The following is a 21620-nucleotide window of genomic DNA, read 5'->3' as shown; positions in this document are numbered from 1 at the left end:
GATGGCTGTGCTGTTGCGGTGGACCGCGCCGGCACCGCGTTTGTAGAGCAACTGCTACCGAAAGGTCTCACATGCTGCAGCTGAGCCCCGTGATCCAGGCGGCCGAAGAAGGCGCCCACGTTGTGAATGAACTTCCCATAGAGGCCCACTGGTTCGGCATCATTGCTTTCCTGGCGTTCATCGGCATGTTCTTGATCACCTGGACCTTCAGCCCGCGCAGTTCCCTGCCGGAGGCATCGGAGCACCATGTGGACCCAGCGGCCCTTCCCGCAGATGAAGCCCACGCGGTGGCTAGCTATGAAGCCAAGCGCGGTCACTGAGCAGTAGTCCCCACGTGAAGTCTGCCCCCACCATCGACATCCCCCCCAGAGTTGCCGGGCGCACCCGGGTGGGGGTCATGGGTGGCACGTTTGACCCCATCCATCACGGTCACTTGGTGGCTGCCTCAGAGGTGGCCGCCATGTTTGACCTGGATGAGGTGGTTTTTGTGCCCACCGGCCAGCCGTGGCAAAAGGCCGGCAAGAGGGTTTCGCACGCGGAGCACCGCTATTTGATGACCGTGATTGCCACGGCTTCCAATCCCCGGTTCAGTGTGTCCAGGGTGGACATTGACCGTGACGGCCCCACCTACACCATTGACACGTTGAAGGATCTGCACGCGCAGCGGCCGGAAGCGGATCTGTTCTTCATCACCGGCGCTGATGTGATGAGCGAAATCCTCAGCTGGCACGGAGCCGAACAGATGTGGGATCTGGCCAATTTTGTGGGCGTCACCCGCCCCGGTCATGAACTCACTGTTCCCGACGGCGCCCGTGGCGTCACCCTGATGGAAGTACCTGCCATGGCCATTTCCTCCACCGATTGCAGAGATCGCGTGATGGATGGCAAGCCCGTTTGGTACCTGGTCCCGGACGGCGTGGTGCAGTACATCGCCAAATACGGGCTGTATCACTCACATCCACACCTTGCGCTCCATCAGGAGGCGGACACCAAACCCGTGACCGATCCCGTGCAGGACCCGAAAGAGGCCACCGTATGAGCCAGGACCGTTTTCTTGACCACGGTGAACCGTCACCGGATGACATCCGCGTGCCGGACGTGGTGGACTTTGAGTCCAACACCTTGGACCTGCCGGCCCCTGTGATTGACCTGGGCGGCACCACTGCGTCCCCGGACGCTGACAAACCTCTGGGGCCGCGACGCCTTGCGCTGCTGCGCGAGCAAATGGAGCAGCACGTCCGGGAGCTGGCGGAGAACCAGTCTGAGGATCCCGAGTACGTGGATGAGGACTTGGCCCAGAAGCAACGCCGTATTGCGGAACTCAGCTCGCGCGCCGCGTTGTCCTCACAGGAAGACCGCCAGGCCGCCGAGCGCGCCATGGCTGCGGGGCTCGTGGACCCTGACGATGCACAGCCGCACACTGCCTCCATCCCGGCCGATCAGGTACGACGTCGTGACTTGCGTGAGCCAGACGAGGCCCCGGAACAGCCCCAGGTGACTGAGGATGCCGAGGTCCCTGCCAGCGACGTCGCTGAGGACCAGCCGGAGGCAATCTCCGAGGACCGGCCGGAAGCAACCCCGGAGGATCAGCCGGAGGTAATCGCCGAAGACCAGCCGGAGGCAATCACCGAGTCGCCGGATGAGCCGGCCCACCCCGCGCCGGAAACTGCCGAGGACGACGTCGCATCACCTGCCGGTGAGGAAGCCCCCGACTCCGAAAGCGTTGCAGACGGTTCTGCGGAGGCTGAGCCTGCAAGCGCCACAGAAACGGTGGAGGAGCCCGCCCAACCCGTCAGCGCATTGGACGCCCAGGGGCTGGAACTGCTGGATCCGGCGGAGTACCGCCAGTCTTCCCACGTCAAGACATTCTTGCTGGTGCTGGCAGCGGTTGTGCTACTGGCAGTTGCCGTCACCGTCCTCATGATTTTGCTGTGAGAAAGGAACTCACCACCCATGACTGTGCCCGAAACTTCCATGGCCTACCTGCGCACGGCCGCTCGTGCAGCTGATGAAAAGCAGGCAGAGAACATTGTTGCCCTGGACGTCAGCGACACCTTGGCAATTGTCGATTCGTTCCTGGTGACCTCGGCCTCCAACGAACGCCAAGTCAGTGCAATCGTTGACGCCATTGAGGATGCCCTGATCCAGGAGCATGACCTACGCCCCATCCGCCGTGAAGGCAAGGGGGAGGGGCGCTGGGTGCTGCTGGACTACGGAGATGTTGTGGTGCATGTGCAGCACGATGAGGACCGGGCGTATTACGCGTTGGAACGTCTCTGGAATGAGTCACCCGTCTTGGACTTGGGACTGGGCTCTGAGAATTCTGAAAGCTCAGAGAGTTCTGATTCAGACGCATGAGGTGAGCGCCGACTCAGTGTTTCTCTGTTTTGGAGATCTGATCCGCCAGGTCTTCGGGGGAGAGGTTGGCTGCCGAGAACTCCGGAGTCACCGGAAGGTGTAGGCGCAGCTCCGTACCGGGGCAGATTTCCACCCTGGCTTCCCGCAATTTGAAGTCCACCACGTGCCCGCCCTGGGTCCGCGAATCGTCAATGAAATGTGCGTGGCAGCCCGGGACCGAGATTCCTTGTTCATAGATGGGAGTTCGGAACCCCACAATGGTTCCGTCCACGTCATCGAATTGCAGAATGTCCTCGTTCTCCGTGGCATCCACCATCCGCGGATACGGTTTGGACTGCTTGATCACGGTGCGCGTGCGGATCCATTCAAAGCTGCCGGTGATCTTCAACGCATACATGTAGTTCTTGGAAACGGTGAGGTCATCCAGCACTTGGGAGGCAGTTTTGCGTAACAGGGAGTTCGGCAGCTCCCGCTGGATGGTGGGGACAAAATTGGTCACCACGGCGTACGGCGTTTTCTGGGTGAGTTGTGCCGGTTCAATCGTGCCATCAGCACGCATTTGATACGCCACACCGTCCAGGACCACCATTTCCCCATCCAGGCCGTCAAAAGTGCCCAGCCCAAAATTGCCGTGACCCAGCAGCTCACCAATGGTCATCTCACCGTCGTAGACACCATCCAGCAGGCCCGCCATGAGCCCGGTTTGGAAGACCTCGTTACGGAACATCATCTCGCCGTGAAGTTCTTTGGGACCGGTAGCCATGGGGATGTCCTTTCGGATGGGGCGTCGTCGTCAGTGGGGTGTGAAAAAGTGGCCGGAGACGCGTCTGGGAGTAAAAGCGACTCACTGTCACTTTTACTCCCAGAACGGCCATGTTTCCAGGCTCAGACGCCGTAGTACAGGGCGAACTCCATGGGGTGCGGGACCACGGAGAGCGGAAGCAGTTCGTTCTCCCGCTTGTAGGAGATCCAGGTTTCAATCAGGTCCTCGGTGAACACGTCACCAGCCAGCAGGAACTCGTGGTCCTGCTCCAGGGCATCCAGCGCCTCATCCAGCGTGCCGGGGGCCTTCTTGATGTCCTTGGCCTCCTCCGGAGGCAGTTCGTAGAGGTCCTTGTCAATGGGGTCCGCGGGCTCAATGCGGTTGCGGATGCCATCCAGGCCGGCCATCAGCTGGGCGGCAAAGGCCAAGTACGGGTTGCAGGAGGGATCCGGTGCGCGGAACTCCAGGCGCTTGGCCTTGGGGTTGGTGCCCGTAATCGGAATGCGGATACCGGCGGAGCGGTTGCCCTGCGAGTACACCATGTTGACGGGGGCCTCAAAACCCTTGACCAGGCGCTTGTAGGAGTTCACGGTCGGGTTGGTGAAGGCCAGCACAGCGGACGAGTGCTCCAACAGACCACCGATGTACCAGCGCGCAAGGTCGGAGAGACCTGCGTAGCCCTTTTCGTCGTAGAACAGGGGCTCGCCGCCCTTCCACAGGGACTGGTGGCAGTGCATGCCGGAGCCGTTGTCGTTGAAGATCGGCTTGGGCATGAACGTGGCGGACTTGCCGAACATGTCCGCGGTGTTCTTGACCACGTACTTGAACTTCTGGAGGTCATCGGCGGCGTGGGAGAGCGTGTTGAAGCGATAGTTGATCTCCGCCTGGCCGGGACCGCCCACCTCATGGTGGGAGCGCTCAACTTCCAAGCCAACGTCATCCAGGGCCACGCAGATGGCGTCACGCAGGTCAGCTTGCTTGTCCACGGGGGAGACCGGGAAGTAGCCACCCTTGGTGGCGGTCTTGTTACCCAGGTTGCCGCCTTCTTCCTTGCGCCCGGAGTTCCAGATGGCTTCATCGGAGTCCACGGCGTAGAAGGAGCCCTGCGGCTGAACGTCGTAACGGACGTCCTCGAAGATGAAGAACTCGGCCTCAGAGGCAAAGTTGGCAATATCGGCAATGCCGGTGGAAGCCATGTAGGCTTCGGCCCGCTCGGCCACGCCGCGGGGGTCGCGGTGATAGGGCTCACCGGTACGCGGGTTCACGATCGAGCAGGTCACCACCAGGGTCTTCTCCGCGCGGAAGGGGTCCACGTAAGTGGTGGCGATGTCCGGGATCAGCTGCATGTCTGATTCGGCAATGCCCTGAAAACCGCGGATTGATGAACCGTCGAACAACTGACCGTCTTCAAAGAAGTCATCATCCACAGCCTTGGCCGGCAGGTTGAAGTGCTGCTGCACGCCGGGAAGATCGGTGAAGCGAATGTCCACGAAGACGACTTCTTCTTCCTTGATGAAGGCCAGGACTTCTTCGGGTGTCTTGAACACTGACGTACTCCTTTTGATCTGCGGGTCCTCACCGCACCGGGGCAACCTGCCACCAGAACCGGTACCCTTGGGGCGCAATCCACGCTACGCACGGGCCGTTGCCCGGTCGTGTCTCTCATGTTTCGCGCGGGTTACACACCACCTTTTCACGCCGGTGTGGTGCGGCGCACGTGACCACGCGGAATGCAGCAAAGCTACGGGCACGAATGCTGTGGATAGGCTGGCGTCATGATCAATCGTGACGATCTTGGCAGCTGGCTCGATGGCCCTCCGCCCGCACAGCAGTATCCGGGGCAACGTCTGGGCCGCCCGGACAGTGGGCCGGGGTCGGTGGCACGTTTTGGGCCGCGGCTGTTGGCCATCCTGATCGACTGGCTCGTGGCCTTGGGGCTTGCTGCTCTTCTGGTGCCGTATGACCTGCAGAATCTGGTGACCATCTGGATTTGGTTCGGTCTGACGGGCGTTGCCGTGGGGTTCACCGGACACAGCTTGGGGCATTTCCTGCTGGGCATGCAGGTGCAAACCATGGACGGATATGCGCCCGGGTTGTGGCGGGGATTGGTGCGGACCGCATTGATCGTCCCGGTGATTCCGGCGCTGATCATGGATGCGGACCAACGCGGGCTGCAGGATCGCGCGGTGGGCACCATCCTGGTCAAAACCCGCTAACTCCGCCGAAAACATGGATTCTTGGGAAATCCGGGCCTGAAATTAGGTCAAACCATGTTTTCGGCGGAGTGGGGGTGGGGTTAGCGGCCGCGCATTGCCTTGCGGTCCGGGCGGGCCCGCATGGGGTCAATGCCCTTGGGGATCGGTAGCGCATTGTTGCGCAAGGTGGAGATCCGCTTGTAAACCTTGTTGACCTCTTCACGGGTCAGCGCCTTGTCCAGCTTCTTCATCCGCTTGGCAATCTGGGACAGCGCCACCTGGTCCTCCTTGTTGCCCGCGTGGATCACGTGGATCGGCACGTTCTGGATCATGGGACCGATACGACGTCGTTCCTTGCTCACCAGCTTCTTGACTCGCCCCGTGGGGCCTTCGGTGATCAGAACGACGCCGGGACGCCCCACTGCGCGATACACCAGATCGCGGGAGCGCGGGTCAATCTGCACCGGCTCCTGCTCCACGATCCACCCGCGACGCAACGTGGACAGGGCAGCCCCGGCGGCGCCGGGCTGGTCCTCGATCCGCGCAAACGCGGCCTTTTCGGCCCGGCGGGAGAGGAAGTAGATGGCGGCCAGGACGGCAAACGGAATACCGATGAGCAGCCACGTGATCCAGTTGTTGAGCAGCAGGCCCAGCAGCAAGAAGAGCACCAGGATGCCCAAGGCGATAGCCACCAACTTGAGCGTGATGTTGGAGTCATGCTCCTTGGTGATCTTGTAGACCTGCTTCATCTGCGCGATGTAGCCGGGGCCCTTGGCCGCCTTTTTGCGGGCCTTTTCCTCTCGCTTTTGCTCCCTGGCCGCTGCCCGTGTGGACTTGGCGTCGTTGGTGGGCCGGTTGGAGCCCGCGGAGGTGGAAGGGGACACGGTGAAACCTCGTGGTCGTAATCAGGGGTAGGTCATGGTGCCGCACACAACCGTGGTTATGATGCGGCAGGTGGTGCTCCGGGGCGCCATTGGCCCGTCAGCGCCACCATTCTAGCGGTTCGCCAGGTGGTCCCTGCCCGGTACCACCCACTCGGTACGGACGGGCAGGTACACCGGGTTGGCAGACAGCGCGTTCAGCGGCCCAACTTGGCGATCAAGCTGGAGGCCTCCTGCGCGGTGGAACCTTCATCCGTGATGTGGGCCAGGTTGGCCGGGATCTCACGCCCGAGCTTGTTCATGGCGCGCGCCCACAAACGGCCGGAGCGGTAGGAAGAGCGCACCATGGGCCCGGACATCACACCCAGGAAACCGATTTCTTCAGCCAGCTTGGCGTACTCCACAAACTGTTCGGGCTTGACCCAACGGTCGATGGGATGGAAGAGCTTGGAGGGCCGGAGGTACTGGGTGAGGGTGATGATGTCACAGCCGGCGTCGTGAAGATCGCACAGGGCCTCGTAGATTTCCTCGTCCGTTTCCCCCATCCCCAAGATCAGGTTGGATTTGGTGATCAGACCGCGGTCCTTGCCGTAGCTGAGCACATCCAGGGAGCGTTCATAGGTGAAAGCCGGACGGATCTGCTTGAAGATGCGCGGAACGGTCTCCAGGTTGTGTGCAAAGACCTCCGGCTGGGCATCCACCACCATCTGCAGGGATTCCGGCCTGCCTTTGAAGTCAGGGATCAGGATCTCCACGCCCGTGCTGGGGGAGATCTCATGGATAGCGCGGATGGTGTCCGCGTAGAGCCAGGCTGCGCCGTCCTCAAAGTCATCGCGGGCAACACCGGTGACCGTGGCGTAACGCAGATCGAGGTCCCGGACGGACTCGGCAACCTTGCGGGGCTCGTCACGGTCGATCGGCTCGGGGCGGCCGGTGGCGATGTCACAGAAATCGCAGCGCCGCGTGCAGACGGACCCGCCGATCAGGAATGAAGCCTCCTTGTCCTCCCAACACTCGTAAATGTTGGGGCACCCGGCTTCTTCACACACCGTGTGCAAACCCTTGCCGCGGGCCATGGACTTCAGCTTGGTGTATTCGGGCCCCATGTGCGCGGTGTTTTTGAGCCAGTTGGGCTTCTTCTCAATGGGGACCTCGGCATTGCGGGCCTCCACGCGCAGCAGTCGGCGGCCTTCGGGTGCAATGGTCATCGGCGAACTCCTGATGTGGTGCTGATGCTGGTTGGCGGTGCGGCAGGTGGCCACGGTAGCGATGGCTGATCGGCCGGGGTCTCGGCTACAGCGCACAGTTCGGCTTCACGGGCCACAAAATGACGGGTCATCACCTCAACCACATCGGATGGCTCAACATTCCTCCCCAGTTCACGGCTGATGGAGCTCACTCCGGCATCCGAGATTCCACAGGGGATGAAGCCACCGAACGGGGCAAGGTCATTACTGCAGTTCAAGGCGATGCCGTGCATGGTGGTGCGCCGCGAAACTTGCACGCCTATGGCGGAGATCTTGCGTGCTCCACCTTGGTGGTCGGCTGGAATCCATGCCCCTGAACGGCCTTCGACCGTCACCGCCCGGAGCCCGAATTCGGCCAGAACATCAATCACCAACTGCTCCATGACGCGCACAAACTTCACAACGTCAATGGGTGTTGGCAGGCGCATGATGGGATACGCCACCAGCTGGCCCGGGCCGTGCCACGTGATTTTGCCACCCCGGCCGACCTCCACCACCTCGGTGCCATCGGTGGGGTATTCCTCCGCAGCGGCCCGGCGTCCCGCCGTGTAAACGGGTTCGTGCTCCACCATCAGAACGGTGTTCCCGCGTATGCCTGACACCACTTCTTGGTGCACGGTCTTCTGCAATTCCAGCGCGGGACGGTAGGGCACCAAATCTGGTGCCATCCCCAGGCGTTCAAAGGACAGAGACATGCGCTCCACCATACGCGGCGAATTCGCCCTGTGGATAACTCCATCTGACCCGTTCGCGGGCAGCATGCTAGAGAGATGAACACCTGGCAGCCATTTACTCCGCCGGCAAGCATCCACGACTACGGAGACCGTGGGCCCTGGGCACAGCGCGGTCGCCGCGTGACCGAGCCCGTCAGCGGCAGCACTCATGTGCTGTTGCCCCTGCCCGCAGGTGGCGGGGCAATCACGGAGTGGAACGACGTCGTCGCCACCCTGGCTGCCGCAGATGACGCCTGTCTGGCTCCGCCGCGGGCCGTTGTTGACGACGACGAATCCGCCTGGCTGCTCTACGACGACCTCCCACAGCGCAGCTTTGCGGCACTGATCGGGCAGGAGGGCGGGGCAGTCCAGGCGCAGGTGTTGCCGGTCATGGCTCAAGCCCTGCGGGCCGTAGGTGTTCTGCATGATCACGGGCTGACCCTGCGTCGATTGTCACTGCGGGATGTGATCAGCCATGACGGAACACCGGAACAATGGCGGCTGCTGCTGAGCCCGGATTCTGGTGTTCGGAGGTTCACCCCCGGTGCCCAAGATCAGGAGGTGCAGGGGGATTTGATCATGGTGGCCGCTGCTGCCGCCACAGTGCTCACCGGCCGCCGTCCAGTGGCGGGGCGGGTACGTGCACCCCTGCGGTCGGTGTGTCCCACCTTGCCGGGGGAGGCTCTGGATGCTCTGGATGAGCTGCTTGATCACCTGCCTGCCAGCGGGCAAGCGGTCACGGTGCCCAATGGCGTCGGTGCAAACCCGCCGGGGGAACAGGCACGGCACCTGGCGGAGACCTTGGAGGGACGGGGTCAGGTGCAGCCGAACGACGGCGACTTTCCCGGTCAGGAAGAGGCCGACACGGAGTCTCTGGAACTCATGGATTCGGAGGGCCTGACTCAGCCCCAATCCCAGTCGCAGGTCCAGTCCTCGGCGCAGGTCCAGGCGCAGCGCGATGACGACGCCGGGTCCGGGTCCGCGCAGCGGGTGCTCGCCGTCTTACGCGGAGAAGCCCATGAATCGGAGGCCCATGAAGCCGGGTGGGACCGCGGTCAAAGAAGATCAGCCGATGGACAGGCCGACGCACGTGGTCACGGGTCCAGGCTGAACCAGACAGGGAGTGAGGCGGCCCGCGGTGGCCGCCGCCATGCCGGGGCTGAAAGTACTGCGTTGACAGGCCGGGCAGCTGGTGGGCGTCCTTGGGGTGCAACGGAATGGGAGGACACAGCGGCGCGGCGCCGCCCAGGTCTGGTACTGGTCCTGGCGGCCGCACTGGTGGTGTCAGGGGGTGCAACGGCCGTCTGGACCTTGTGGCCGGAGTCCCGAACGGATGCCGACCTGCAGGTGGCGCAGAACCAGCAAGATGGTGGAGTGACGGAAAGTTCAGCTGGGGAAACGAATGTTGCCGCCCCGCCTGCTGGTACCAGCAGCCCAGACTCCAATTCTCCCGAGGCTGCTTTGGGCGAGCTGATTGCGGCAAGGGTGCAGGCTTTCAGGGACGATGATCCGGAGGCGCTGAGTGCCATTTACACCCAAGGATCACCGGCACTGGAGGCGGACCGGCGAACTCTGGAGACGGTGGAAGCTGATCCCGCGCAAGGTGATCACGCATTTTCCGAGCTGACCATGCAGCTCCAAGACACCCCGCAGGTGGTGGAGTCCACGGACACCCAGGCGCGTTTGATGGCCACGGTCAGCGCGGCCGGTGTGGCGGAAGGTCAACCCGCCGAACAACGGGCCGAGTTCACGCTGGTTCTCACCGATCAGGGATGGCGGCTGGAGACAGTACAACCGCGGTGAACCGACCCCCTGGAGGGGAGAACGGTTTACCGCGGTTGAAGGTGCGGTCCGTACAGGACCGAAGGTCAAAGGCCGTGAGTCACCACATGACTGCCACAATCATGGCAATCAAAGCGGTGCCGCCGGTGCCGTGCGCCAAGCCGGTGGAGACGGGCTCACCCTTGCGCTGCTTGCGCCAACCAATCAGAGCCGCCACGAACACACCGAGAGCCAGGATCAACTTGACCCCCACCTTGGCGTGGTTGACGGTCACGTCCGGGTTGAACTCATTGAGGGTGACCAGCAGCAGGCCGGAGACCAGCATGGCGATGGCTGCGCCGAACTGCCACCCGGTGACGGTGGGCTTCTTGAAGGTGGCGATCCAGGTGCCGATGATCACCGCGGCACCAAAGAGGTGAATCAGAACAAGCAGAGAATGCACAAAATCCATGTTTTTCAGCCTACTAAAGAGCGGTGGCGCGCTGTGATTCCTCACAACGCGCCACCGCTGGGGTGAGCAACGCAACACCGTGCTGACAGGGAACCGCCTACTTCAACTGCGGTTGCAGTTGCGCGTGCGGCGAATCCCCGTCACATCACAGTTCCAGTGCCCCTTCAAACCGGCCTTCTTCCAGACGGGCCTTCATGGTCTGCAGGAAGCGTCCGGCGTCGGCACCGTCCACGATCCGGTGATCGTAGGTCAGCGACAGGTAGCACATGTGGCGAATGGCAATCACGTCATTGCCGTCGGCGTCCTGAATGACCATGGGGCGCTTGACGATGGTTCCCGTACCCAAAATGGCAACCTGCGGCTGGTTGATGATGGGGGTGTCGAACAGCGCACCGAAGGAACCGATGTTCGTGATGGTGAACGTGCCGCCGGTCAGTTCATCGGGGCCGATGCTGCCGTCCTTGGCCCGTGCTCCAAGATCCGCGATCGAGGAGGCCAGACCCGGCAGCTGCATGTCACCGGCATTGCGGATCACGGGGACCAGGAGGCCGCGCGGAGTGTCCACCGCAATGGCCAGATCCTCCGAGCCGTTGTAAACCACTTCCTTGTCGGCTTCCTTGAACGTGGCGTTCAGTGCGGGGTTGGCTTTCAAAGCCTCCGCAACAGCCTGGGCAAAGAACGGCAGGAAAGTCAGCTTGGCGCCGTGCTTGTCCTGGAACGCGTTTTTGGCCTTGTTGCGCAGCGTTGCCACACGGGTCATGTCCACCTCGGTGACCTGCGTGAGCTGCGCAGATTCCTGCAGGGATTCGCGCATGCGCTTGGCAATGGTCATCCGGATGCGCGGAGCCTTCTCCGTGGTGCCGCGCTTGTCGGAAACCGGCAGGATGGTGGTGGGCTCACCGTTGTCAGCCACCGGTGCGGCAGCGGGAGCAGCACCCGAGGAGGCCGGAGCCGATTCTGCGGCGGCCAGCACATCCTGCTTACGGATGCGTCCGCCAACACCGGTTCCCTTGACCGCGCTCAGGTCCACGCCCTTTGACTTGGCCAGTTTGCGCACCAACGGAGTCACATAGGCGGTGGTGGATTCAGAACCGGAATCGGAGTTCGACGACGCCGATGCCGCCTCCCGGTCCTTCTTCTCACCCGAGGGCTCGGAAGACTTCTTGGTCTCTTCCTTCTGCGCGTTCTGGGCGGAGTCATCCTTGGCTGAAGCTGAGGACTTTTCCTCGGCAGCTTGATCCGTGGCCTCCGGAGTGGCCGAAGATGCTGCCGCATCCTCAATGTCCTCATCGGAACTCTTGGCGGAGTCGGCAGAATCACCGGAATCCGCAGAGTCACCCGAATCGGCAGAATCCTGGGAGTCATCGGAGGAGCCGGCGGCATCGGCATCACCGATCAGCGCCAACACCTGGCCAACTTCTGCGTCTTCGTCTTCCTGGACCTTGATCTCCAACAGCGTGCCGGCCACAGGGGAGGGGACTTCCGTGTCCACCTTGTCCGTGGAGACCTCCAGGAGAGGTTCATCAACCTCAACCTCTTCGCCGATCTCCTTGAGCCAGCGGGTCACGGTGCCTTCGGTCACAGACTCGCCGAGCGCGGGGAGAGTGACCTCGGTCCCGGAGCCACCCGAGGACTTCTTGGGGGTGGAGTCGGAGGACTGCTGGGAGGTTTCCTGCTGGTCCTCCTGGGAATCACTCGCGGAGGAATCAGCTTCACCGGAATCTGCGGAGTCCTCTGACTCTTCCTGGGCGTCCTTAGCATCAGCGTCGCCAGAATCGGAACCGGAGTCTCCGGAACCGGAGCCGTCACCGATGACCACCAGGGGTGCACCGACTTCAACGTCTTCATCCTCGTCGACCAAGATCTTTTCGATCACGCCGGCCACGGGGGAGGGAACCTCGGTGTCCACCTTGTCGGTAGAAACTTCCACCAGGGGTTCGTCAACGGCAACCTCGTCTCCGACTTCCTTGAGCCAGCGGGTCACGGTGCCTTCGGTGACGGATTCACCGAGGGCCGGAAGGTTCACGGTTTCGGACATTGTCTGACCGTCTCTTTCTTCTGTGCGCTTAGGACAGCTTGTGCGTTAGTGCGTAGGAGTTCGGGTGATGGCCCGAGTCCCGTGGCCCGGTTCTGAAACGAACCGGGCCACGGGAGGACTCAGCCGTGCAGTGGTGCTCCGGCCAGAGCCATGGCGGCTTCACCGATGGCTTCATTCTGCGTGGGGTGAGCGTGGATGAAGGCAGCCAGATCTTCCGGATAGGCCTCCCAATTGACGATCAGTTGGCCTTCGCCGATCTGTTCGGAAATACGCTTGCCGATGGCATGGAACCCAATGATGGGACCATCCTTTTCCCGCACCAGCTTGATGATGCCGCCGGTGCCCAAGATGGAGGACTTGCCGTTGCCCAGCAGGTTGTACTCCACGGTCTGAATGTTCTCCTTGCCGAACTTCTCCTCAGCCTTGGGCTGGGAGTAGCCCACGGAGGAGATTTCCGGTTCGGTGAAGGTGACCTTGGGGATGTTGACGTCTTCCACGATCGCGGGGTTGAGACCGGCAATCTCTTCCGCCACAAAACGGCCCTGTTGGTAGCCGCGGTGGGCCAGCTGGACGCCGGGGACAATGTCACCGATGGCGTAGATGTTGCCGACGCCGGTGTGGAGGCGTTCGTTCGGGGTCACGAATCCACGGTCCATGGGGATGCCGACTTCTTCATAACCCATCTCAGCGGTGTTGGGTCCCCGTCCCACGGCCACCAGGACCACGTCCGCTTCAAAGACCTTGCCGTCCGCAAGAGTCACCTTGGCGCCGTTTTCATCCTGTTCAACCTTCTCGAAGAAGGTGCCCAAGTTGGACTTGATGCCCTTCTTCTTGAATTCCTTTTCCAGGATCTTGATGATCGAAGGATCTTCATTGGGCACCAGGTGATCCAAACCTTCAATCACGGTGACCTCAACGCCAAAGGAGTTCCACATGGACGCGAACTCGCAGCCGATCACGCCGCCCCCCAGCACAATCGCTGACTTGGGCGTCCAGTCGATCTCCAAGGCTTCCGTGGAGGTCATGATGCGGTCCCGGATCTCAATGCCCATGGTCTTGGACACGGAGCCGGAGGCCAGGATGATGTGCTTGCCGGTGTAGGTGGTGCCATCAGCCTCAATGGTGTTTTCACCGGTGAGCTTGCCGAAAGCATCCACCACAGTGATCTTCTTGGACTTCAAGAGCCCCTGGAGACCCTTGTACTTCCCGGCCACAATGCCGTTCTTGTAATCCCGCACCGCACCCATGTCCACGGAATCCACGGACAGCTTCACGCCGTACTTCTCAGATTCCTTGGCATCAGCCACCAGCTCGGCGGAGTGCAGGTATGCCTTGGTGGGGATGCAGCCCCAGTGCAGACAGGTGCCGCCCACCTTGCTCTTTTCAAACAGGGCCACGGTGTATCCCAGCTGCACGGCCCGCAACGCTGCTGCGTAGCCGGCGCTGCCGCCGCCCAGTACCAGGATGTCAAACTCATTCTCCGCCACGGATGATGCTCCCTTGCTCATTGATCCTCTGGTGGCAGCCGCCCTTTGCGCCGCACCAGGCTCACTGTGGTTCAGGCCTACTCTAGTCAAGCCGGTAGGCGCTCAGCCACACGAACCAGGCGCGGCGTACTCGGGGACGTCACACTGGTTGGCCGGCCACCAGTTCCACGGCGGCAAACATGGTGCGGACCCCAAAGCCCGTGCCCTGCTTGGGGGTGTAACCCCAGGGCTTGGAGTCGTTGAAGGACGGCCCGGCAATGTCCAGGTGTGCCCAAGGCCCCACAGGCTCCACGGCGGATTCCTCCGCGGCCTCCTGGGCTCCGGCAAATTCTTTGAGGAAAAGTCCCGCAGAGAGCATGCCGCCGTTGCGGTCGCCAATGTTCTTCAGGTCTGCAACCTCGGAATCCAGGGAAGCTCGCAGATGATGCGGCAAGGGCATGGGCCACAGGTCTTCACCGGAGGCCACAGATGCGGCCAGGACGGTTTCGACGGCGTCGTCGTCACCCATGACCGCTGCGGTGCGGGTACCCAAGGCCACCATTTGGGCGCCGGTCAGGGTGGCGATGTCCAGCAGCAGACCGGGGTCTTCTTCCCGCGCAGCCACGAGCCCGTCTGCCAAGACCAGTCGGCCCTCAGCGTCCGTGTTGAGAACTTCCACGGTGCGGCCGCCACGGATGCGGATCACATCCCCCGGACGAGTGGCGGTGGATGACGGCATGTTTTCGGCCAGGCACAACCATCCGGTCACGGACACGGGCAGCTCGGCTTCTGCCGCCGCAAACACGGTGGCCAAAACAGCCGCAGCGCCGGCCATGTCCGACTTCATGGTCTCCATGGACTGAGCGGGCTTCAGGGAGAGGCCGCCCGAGTCAAAAGTGATGCCCTTGCCCACCAGAGCAACGGATTCCACGGGGTTCTTGGGCTCCCAGCCCACGCGGACCAAACGGGGAGGCCGGGAGGCGCCTTGGCCCACGCCGATCAAACCGCCGAAACCACCCTGGGCGAGTTCAGCCTCATCCAGGATTTCCACGGAGACAGCGCCGGAGCTGCGTTCGGCAAGGTCCTCCGCCAACTGCGCCACGGCGGCCGGGTAGACCGTGTCCGGGGACAGCGTGACCAGTGTACGAGCGCGGGAAACCGCACGTCCCACGGTGTCTGCGCGGCTACAGGCGGCAACCAGAGCCTTGCTGTCCAGTCCCGGGGCGAGCACCGTGGCCTTGGCCAAGGGTGCTCCAACGGTGTGCGCAGTTTTGCCCTTCTGGGCAGCAAAGGAATAGGCGCCCAGGGCGATTCCTTCCGCCACAGCGCCAGCCTCCTCCAGGGTTTCCACCGGGAGAGCGAACACGGCGTGCTGGGTCTTGGTGAGGGCCCGGGTGGCTGCACCAGCAGCTCGGCGTAAAGCCTCCACTTCCGAGCCGGACTCTTCCCCGGTGCCCAGACCCGTCAAGACGATCAGAGACCACGCAGAACCTTTGGGGGCTGCGATTTTGAGCACTTCATCCGCAGCACCGGAGGCTCCGACTGTTTGCGCCTGTTCTTGAAGGTTCTCCGGCAAGCCCTTGGCATCCAGGGGCATGAGTACATCAGGGCCGGCGGGGGTTTTGGCCACGGCCACCACAAGGGCGTCGGCGGAGAGTTTGGCCAGTTTCTTGTCCGTGGCGGTCACGGCCACTGATTCCTGCGGGAGGAGTTCGATCAGCGCAGGTGCGGAGGCAGTGGTGTTCTCAGCTGCACGGGCAGAGCGACGGCGGGACGTGGTGCGTGGCATGTGGACAATCACCTTCCAGTCGGGTGCGCTGGACGGTTGTGCCGCCAGCGCTGGTGCGGCCGGTGTAGCTGTGGCCGGGGTTCTCTTGCGATGGTATCGCTGGCCTCGGACAGCACATGAGGTGTTCGCCCGGAGCATGGGCCTCCAGGGCCGCAGACATGGAGGCTGGAGGTCCCGACTTGAGGCTGGAGGCCCAGTACAGGGTGGCTGACGGCGAGGGGTGCGGGAATATCGACGTCGTCAATCCGTGTTACCGATCCGTAGGTCCGTGGCTGCGCGGCGCAAGCCCCAGGTAGCTGAGGCCCCACATAGAGTTGGGTAGACGTCAAGACCAGGAGTGAACTGTGGCTGAACCTTCCGAGTTGTATTTGGGCAATCCCAGCCTTCTGGATGACCCGCGTCTGCACGGGGCTCCGTTGCTGATCTCCCTGTCCGGCTATGCCGAAGGCGGACAGGTGAGCGGGCAGATCCGCGAGACCTTGTTGGAATCCCTGCCACACGATGTCTTGGCGCGTTTTGATCCAGATGAGCTGCAGGATTACCGGGCACGCCGTCCACACGTGCGCTTTGTGGAGGACCACTTTGAGCGCGTGGACAACCCTGAACTGACTCTTTACGGTCTGACTGACCCGCTGGGCCGTCATTTCAGCTTGCTGACGGGCCCGGAACCTGACCTGCAGTGGAATCGGTTTGCGGAGGCCGTTGTGGAATTGGCGCAGCGCCTTGACACCTCCTTGGTGGTGAATGTGACGGGGATTCCCATGCCCGTGCCGCACACCCGCCCATTCCTGGTCTCCGTGCACGGCACCCGTACCGATCTGGTGGCGCAGAATCATCATCAACGGCCCGTGGCGGAGATGAGTTCGTCCATGGCCCAGCAGCTGGAAATCCGGTTCGGTGAGTTGGGTGTGGACACCATTGGTTTGAGTGTGCATGTGCCGCAGTACTTGGCGGACGCCCGGCTGCCTCAGATCACAGTCACTGCCTTTGAACACGTTGCTGCGGCCACGGGATTGACCCTGCCCACCGATTCCCTGCGCGATGCCGGTGCGGATGTGATGCAGCGTATTGAGGAGCAAGTCTCCGGGGCGCCGGAGGTCCAGGCCGTGATTGAGTCCATGGAAACGCGTTACGACGAAATCGTGGATCACAGTGAGCAACGCTCCCTGTTGGCCGGGGATGAATCCGAACTGCCTGACGCAGATGAAATCGGTGCAGCTGTGGAGGCGTTTCTGGCCAATCAACCAGATGAGAACTGAGGCCTGAACGGCCTGCTCGATCCCTGATGTCACCACAGAAGCGTTACGGCCGCGACTCCGCCATGGCCTACCTGGTCATAGCGGTGGGGATTCTGGCGTATTTCACAGCGGTGGCGCAGCGCACCTCTTTTGGTGTGGCCTCCTTGGAAGCGGCGGACCGTTTCCAAGCCACGGCTTCTCAATTGTCCCTGTTCACCATGTTGCAGGTCTTTGTGTATGCGGGCCTGCAAATCCCCGTAGGGGTTCTGGTGGATCGGTTCGGTTCGCGCATGATGGTGGCCGTTGGCGCTGTTCTGATGGCTGCTGGGCAGGTGGTCCTGGCGCTGGCCGATTCCCTGGGGTGGGGAGTTGCGGGCCGTGTTCTGGTTGGGGCGGGCGATGCCGCCACCTTCATCTGTGTGTTGCGGATCATCCCGGCATGGTTTTCGCTGTCCAAGACCCCTGTGATGACCATGCTGGTGGGCACGGCGGGAAACTTTGGCCAGTTGCTTTCCGTGGTCCCGTTCAGCGCTTTGCTCGGGTGGGTGGGGTGGACGCCGTCGTTCCTGGCCATGGCCGCTTTGTCCGTGGTGGTGGCAGTCTTGGTGGTCGCGTTCCTGCGGGACACCCCAGATGGCCAGGGGCCGGTCAACACGTCCTTGGCGGTGCGCCGCACGCGTGCCGCAGTGATTCGATGCCTCCGCGAGCCCGCCACGGCATTGGGGTTCTGGGTCCACTTCACGGTGCAATTCATCGGTACGGTCTTTGCCCTGATGTGGGGGTATCCCTACTTGCAGAATGCCCAGGGCTTGTCCTTGGGGCAGGCGTCCTTTGTGATGACATTTTTTGTGCTGACCAATTTCTTGGTGGGAATGAGCATTGGCAGCTGGGTGGCTCGCCGCCCGAATCGTCGCGTGCAGCTGTCCTACGCTGTGATCGCGGCTGGCTTCACAGCGTGGGCCGTGCTGATCCTGTGGCCGGGCACCGCACCATTCCTGGTGGTGCTTGCTGCGGTGGTGGCCATTGCCATGAGCCTTCCGGCCTCAATGGTTGCTTTCAACATTGTGCAGTCCTTCACTCCGCGACGTCGGATCGGTACAGCCACCGGGATCACCAACGTTGGCGGCTTTGTGGCGTCCCTGGCGGCCATTTATCTGATTGGGCTCACCTTGGATCTTCAGGTGCACTGGGGCTGGGTCACCGATGCCTATGCGCCGGAGGCTTTCAGGGTGGCCATGGCCATGCAGGTTGTGGTGGCAGCGGTGGGTGTGGCTGGTATGGCCGTCAGCGCACGGCGCGTTCGCGCCCGGTACGGAGCGCAATCCGTGTGAGTGCCGGGCATCTCACGCGCCGGGTTTTGCCCCCCACCAGTGGAGGAACCTCCACAGGCCGCGTTGAGTGCCGATCATTGCCCTGAACAGTCCACAGATTACGCAAAGCCCAGGACAGGGCGGTGATGTGGCACTCACAGTGGGTCCATGAGCAGCCACTCCCGTAAAAAGAACCGTAGTCACCGATCCAGCCGTCGCCCCGCTGGGAGGACCGCCTCCGCATCCCGATCATCCCGGACACGGCAAGGGCGGGGGCAGGCCCCCACCGCCGGAGCCCACGCACACCCAGACCCGTATCGTCCGGTGGCACGAACCGCCGCGGATGTTCTGGCCATCCTGCCGCACACCCTGGGCTTCTGGCCGCAGCATTCGGTGGCAGTGATCACCACGACGTCGAACTCCGTGGGGCCCTGCCTGCGTCTGGAATTACCCACGCTTGAAGAGTTGGCAGATCAGCAGTTTTTGCTCTCCTGGATCACCCAGATGAGGGAGATTCTGGAGTACGACACCGTGGGCACCTCAATGTTCATTGCGGTTTACGGTGCGGCCCCGGAGGCCGGTTATCACTCGGCCCGGGAGAGAGAGCAAGCCCAGGCCTTGGCGGAGGTGGTGACTCAGGCAGTGACCAAGGCCGGTGGTCTTTCCGGACATGAGGTGCAAGATGCTTGGTGTCTGCAAGGCGCCCAGTGGTGGCCTGTGGAAGAGCCCCGGGACCTCCATGACGTGGCCAAAATCCGGAACAGCAGCATGTACGCGGCGTTGGTGTGTGACGGCAGTGTGGTGGAGGAAGACCCGGCTGCTTGGGCCAACTCCCCGAGCATGCAGTCCGCCTGGACTGACCAACATCCCGAGCATGATTGGACGGACTGCTCATGGCGGCTCAGTTTTCTGGAGCAGTGGCAGGCCACCATCACCAGCGTTGAGCGGGGCGCCCCCACCACTGCGGGAACCAGCCGAGAACTCACGGAACTGCTGCTGGCCGTGGTGGACCCCATAGGTGCTGATCTGGTGCTGGCCATGGCACTGACCGGTGAGATGGAGGCTTCTAGCACCGCGTGGGTCCAGTGGCAGGCGGCATCCCAGGGGGAAAAATCTCAGGCAAAAACCCCGCTGCCCACTGCCGATTCACCGTCGTCCAGCCAGGACTGCCAATACCCCGCAGAATATGCAGATTGTCATGAACTGCTCCACGTTGCGCAGGTGATGTTGGGTGAATGGCAAGGAACACCTGACTGGGATTCCGTGGATCGGTGCGCCATTGTCCTGGAACATCTGAGTCTGACCGTCGATTCGCTGTCTGCCCCCGGTACCGCCTCGCCACTACCCACCATGGAAGCCTCCTTGTGGATAGCGCGGGCACATCTGGAGCGCTTCCGCGCTCGCGGTTCCCGCGCTGAATACTGTCTGTCCAGGGCAGAAGCGGTGGCACCCTGGCATCCAGGAATCCAGCGCCTTCGGCAACTTTTTGCCACGCGACCGGTGCCAGTGTGGGCATCCCGCCGGGACACCGCGTGGCGCCGCTGAGCGGCCGTGGAAATTTCTGCGGAGTTTTTCTGCAGAACGGGAACAAGACACACCGGGTGTTGGTTGCAACCACCTGAAGACCCTTCTTGTCCTCCACGGCGGTTATGATCGCCGGTGGGACTTGACAGGGTCATAGGTGTTATGACCGGAAGTCACAGCACCGTGTCGAGCAACGAAAGGTTCCCAGTGTCACCAGCTGTCACGAACAAGACGACTGCATCCGCACAGCCTCAAGATGGCGCGGACGTGGATCAGGCGTCGTCGGGCACCACCAGTGCGGCCAAGACCAGCGCCAAGAAGAGCACTGCAGCCAAAAAGACCACTGCCGCCAAGAAAACGACCGCAGCCAAGAAAACCACTGCTGCCAAGGCCGGTACGGCGGCTCGGGCGACTTCTTCCAAGGCGCCTACCAAGGCAACGGCCAAGAAGTCCGCTGCCAAGTCAACCGCAGCCGGAGGCGCCTCTGAGGTTGGTGAGGAGCAGGAGCAGACAGCAGCCAAGGCGGCTTCCACCAAGAAGAAGGCCACCGGCGCTCGTGGTGGCAAGAAGGCCGCGTCAGCTGCCTCGCAGGCCGAAGACCTGGATGAGGACGACGAATTCGACGTTGATGACTCCCTGGAGGAGGACAACTCGGAGGACTCGGACTCCCAGGACTCCGCCGATGAGGCCGAGGACGATCAGGAGGACGAGGCCGTTGCTCCGGAGGACGCTGAGAATGCCAAGTCCGGAACTGAGGTGGTGGCCAAGCCCACCGGCAAGACCACGGCATCTCAGGAGTCGGCTCGCGGGTTTGTGCTCTCCACCAATGATGACGACGACGCCCCCGCTCAGCAGGTGGTTTCCGCCGGAGCCACTGCTGACCCGGTCAAGGACTACCTGAAGCAGATCGGCAAGGTTGCCCTGCTGAATGCCGAGCAAGAAGTTGATCTTGCCCTGCGGATCGAAGCTGGCCTGTTCGCCGAGCACAAGTACAAGGACGACGCCGATTCCCTGACCCGGGAGCAGAAGAAAGAACTGCGCTGGGTCATCCATGACGGCAAGCGCGCCAAAAACCACCTACTGGAGGCCAACCTCCGCCTGGTGGTCTCCCTGGCCAAGCGCTACACGGGCCGCGGCATGCTGTTCCTGGACTTGATCCAGGAAGGAAACCTGGGTCTGATCCGTGCGGTGGAGAAGTTTGACTACACCAAGGGCTTCAAGTTCTCCACCTACGCCACCTGGTGGATTCGACAGGCCATCACCCGTGCCATGGCTGACCAGGCCCGTACCATCCGTATCCCGGTGCACATGGTGGAGGTCATCAACAAGCTGGCCCGTGTGCAGCGGCAGATGTTGCAGGACTTGGGCCGCGAGCCAACTCCTGAAGAGTTGGCCCAAGAACTGGACATGACGCCTGAAAAGGTGGTTGAGGTCCAGAAGTACGGCCGTGAGCCCATCTCCTTGCACACGCCGCTGGGTGAGGACGGTGACTCCGAATTCGGTGATCTGATTGAGGATTCTGAGGCCGTTGTGCCGGCAGATGCCGTCAGCTTCACCCTGCTGCAGGAGCAACTGCATTCGGTGCTGGACACCCTCTCCGAACGGGAGGCCGGAGTGGTGGCCATGCGCTTTGGGCTGACCGATGGACAGCCCAAGACCCTGGATGAGATCGGCAAGGTTTATGGGGTGACCCGTGAGCGGATAAGGCAGATAGAGTCCAAGACCATGTCCAAGCTGCGTCACCCGTCCCGCTCACAAGTGCTGCGCGATTACTTGGACTGATACCGCAGCCTGAGCTGGTTCCCAACGACGACGCCGGTGGCGCACCTTGCACGGTGCGCCACCGGCGTCGTTGTGGTTGCGGG

General features: G+C 62.3%; 19 protein-coding genes. 10 read left to right on the top strand and 9 right to left on the bottom strand.

The features are described 5' to 3' along the window. Positions 1-71: 71 nt before the first annotated feature. From Q4G32_RS11640 to rsfS, 4 genes are read left to right on the top strand one after another with little or no spacing between them, the layout of a single operon-like run. The gene (locus Q4G32_RS11640; RefSeq protein WP_303351599.1) at positions 72-320 is read left to right on the top strand and encodes a hypothetical protein; all 249 of its coding nucleotides are present in this window, start codon (positions 72-74) and stop codon (positions 318-320) included. A gap of 32 nt (positions 321-352) precedes the next feature. Further along, positions 353-1039, top strand: a complete 687-nt coding sequence (gene nadD / locus Q4G32_RS11635) for a nicotinate-nucleotide adenylyltransferase (RefSeq protein WP_441327505.1) — start codon at positions 353-355, stop codon at positions 1037-1039. Then, the gene (locus Q4G32_RS11630; RefSeq protein WP_303351595.1) at positions 1036-1935 is read left to right on the top strand and encodes a hypothetical protein; all 900 of its coding nucleotides are present in this window, start codon (positions 1036-1038) and stop codon (positions 1933-1935) included. Before nadD ends, Q4G32_RS11630 begins: the two co-directional genes overlap by 4 nt. Before the next feature lie 18 nt (positions 1936-1953). Further along, a complete protein-coding gene (gene rsfS, locus Q4G32_RS11625; protein WP_303351593.1) occupies positions 1954-2358 on the top strand; it encodes a ribosome silencing factor in 405 nt (134 codons plus the stop codon). A 13-nt stretch (positions 2359-2371) separates the two neighbouring features. Here rsfS and budA read toward each other — a convergent pair whose 3' ends face one another. Both budA and glnA read right to left on the bottom strand, forming a co-directional pair. Beyond that, positions 2372-3121, bottom strand: a complete 750-nt coding sequence (gene budA, locus Q4G32_RS11620; protein WP_303351592.1) for an acetolactate decarboxylase — start codon at positions 3119-3121, stop codon at positions 2372-2374. 122 nt (positions 3122-3243) lie between these two features. Continuing rightward, entirely contained in the window at positions 3244-4668 is a 1425-nt protein-coding gene (glnA, locus tag Q4G32_RS11615; RefSeq protein ID WP_303351590.1) for a type I glutamate--ammonia ligase, read from the bottom strand. 228 nt (positions 4669-4896) lie between these two features. Here glnA and Q4G32_RS11610 point away from each other — a divergent pair, with 228 nt between their 5' ends. Continuing rightward, a complete protein-coding gene (locus tag Q4G32_RS11610) occupies positions 4897-5337 on the top strand; it encodes an RDD family protein (protein ID WP_303351588.1) in 441 nt (146 codons plus the stop codon). An 80-nt stretch (positions 5338-5417) separates the two neighbouring features. Here Q4G32_RS11610 and Q4G32_RS11605 read toward each other — a convergent pair whose 3' ends face one another. The 3 genes from Q4G32_RS11605 to lipB all read right to left on the bottom strand — a co-directional run bounded on the left by Q4G32_RS11605 (position 5418) and on the right by lipB (position 8139). Then, positions 5418-6200 carry a DUF4191 domain-containing protein gene (locus Q4G32_RS11605; protein ID WP_303351586.1) on the bottom strand — a complete coding sequence of 261 codons (783 nt, stop codon included), beginning with the start codon at positions 6198-6200 and terminating at the stop codon, positions 5418-5420. Positions 6201-6394: 194 nt separating this feature from the next. Further along, on the bottom strand, positions 6395-7405 hold the full coding sequence (gene lipA, locus Q4G32_RS11600; protein ID WP_303351584.1) for a lipoyl synthase: 1011 nt from the start codon (positions 7403-7405) through the stop codon (positions 6395-6397). After that, positions 7402-8139, bottom strand: coding sequence for a lipoyl(octanoyl) transferase LipB (gene lipB / locus Q4G32_RS11595; protein ID WP_303351582.1), 738 nt, complete (start codon positions 8137-8139; stop codon positions 7402-7404). Before lipB ends, lipA begins: the two co-directional genes overlap by 4 nt. Positions 8140-8214: 75 nt before the next feature. Between lipB and Q4G32_RS11590 the strand changes: the two genes are divergently transcribed. Then, entirely contained in the window at positions 8215-9960 is a 1746-nt protein-coding gene (locus tag Q4G32_RS11590; protein WP_303351580.1) for a hypothetical protein, read from the top strand. Between the two features lie 79 nt (positions 9961-10039). Here the strand turns inward: Q4G32_RS11590 and Q4G32_RS11585 are convergent, their stop codons facing one another. From Q4G32_RS11585 to Q4G32_RS11570, 4 genes are all read right to left on the bottom strand, one after another. Further along, positions 10040-10390 carry a hypothetical protein gene (locus tag Q4G32_RS11585; RefSeq protein ID WP_303351579.1) on the bottom strand — a complete coding sequence of 117 codons (351 nt, stop codon included), beginning with the start codon at positions 10388-10390 and terminating at the stop codon, positions 10040-10042. Positions 10391-10535: 145 nt separating this feature from the next. After that, positions 10536-12428 (bottom strand): 2-oxoglutarate dehydrogenase, E2 component, dihydrolipoamide succinyltransferase, encoded by a 1893-nt coding sequence (gene sucB / locus Q4G32_RS11580; RefSeq protein WP_303351578.1) that lies wholly within the window; start codon positions 12426-12428, stop codon positions 10536-10538. 119 nt (positions 12429-12547) lie between these two features. Continuing rightward, positions 12548-13936 carry a dihydrolipoyl dehydrogenase gene (lpdA, locus tag Q4G32_RS11575; protein WP_303351576.1) on the bottom strand — a complete coding sequence of 463 codons (1389 nt, stop codon included), beginning with the start codon at positions 13934-13936 and terminating at the stop codon, positions 12548-12550. A 118-nt stretch (positions 13937-14054) separates the two neighbouring features. After that, positions 14055-15683: a leucyl aminopeptidase gene (locus Q4G32_RS11570; protein ID WP_303351574.1), complete on the bottom strand. Its 1629-nt coding sequence runs from the start codon at positions 15681-15683 to the stop codon at positions 14055-14057. 344 nt (positions 15684-16027) lie between these two features. On the opposite strand from Q4G32_RS11570, the gene Q4G32_RS11565 reads away from it, so the two are divergent. The 4 genes from Q4G32_RS11565 (at position 16028) to Q4G32_RS11550 (ending at position 21537) form a co-directional block, all read left to right on the top strand. Next, positions 16028-16942: a PAC2 family protein gene (locus tag Q4G32_RS11565; protein ID WP_303351572.1), complete on the top strand. Its 915-nt coding sequence runs from the start codon at positions 16028-16030 to the stop codon at positions 16940-16942. A gap of 26 nt (positions 16943-16968) precedes the next feature. Further along, a complete protein-coding gene (locus tag Q4G32_RS11560) occupies positions 16969-18252 on the top strand; it encodes an MFS transporter (RefSeq protein ID WP_303351570.1) in 1284 nt (427 codons plus the stop codon). Positions 18253-18555: 303 nt separating this feature from the next. After that, positions 18556-19776 carry a DUF4192 family protein gene (locus tag Q4G32_RS11555; RefSeq protein WP_303351568.1) on the top strand — a complete coding sequence of 407 codons (1221 nt, stop codon included), beginning with the start codon at positions 18556-18558 and terminating at the stop codon, positions 19774-19776. Between the two features lie 186 nt (positions 19777-19962). Further along, the gene (locus Q4G32_RS11550; protein ID WP_441327502.1) at positions 19963-21537 is read left to right on the top strand and encodes an RNA polymerase sigma factor; all 1575 of its coding nucleotides are present in this window, start codon (positions 19963-19965) and stop codon (positions 21535-21537) included. Positions 21538-21620 lie beyond the last annotated feature (83 nt).

Origin of the sequence: Kocuria sp. (assembly GCF_030538595.1) — a bacterium.
In the GTDB taxonomy this organism is placed as follows: domain Bacteria; phylum Actinomycetota; class Actinomycetes; order Actinomycetales; family Micrococcaceae; genus Kocuria.
Note: the sequence above shows the minus strand (reverse complement) of the source record. Positions and strands in the feature narration are given on the sequence as shown.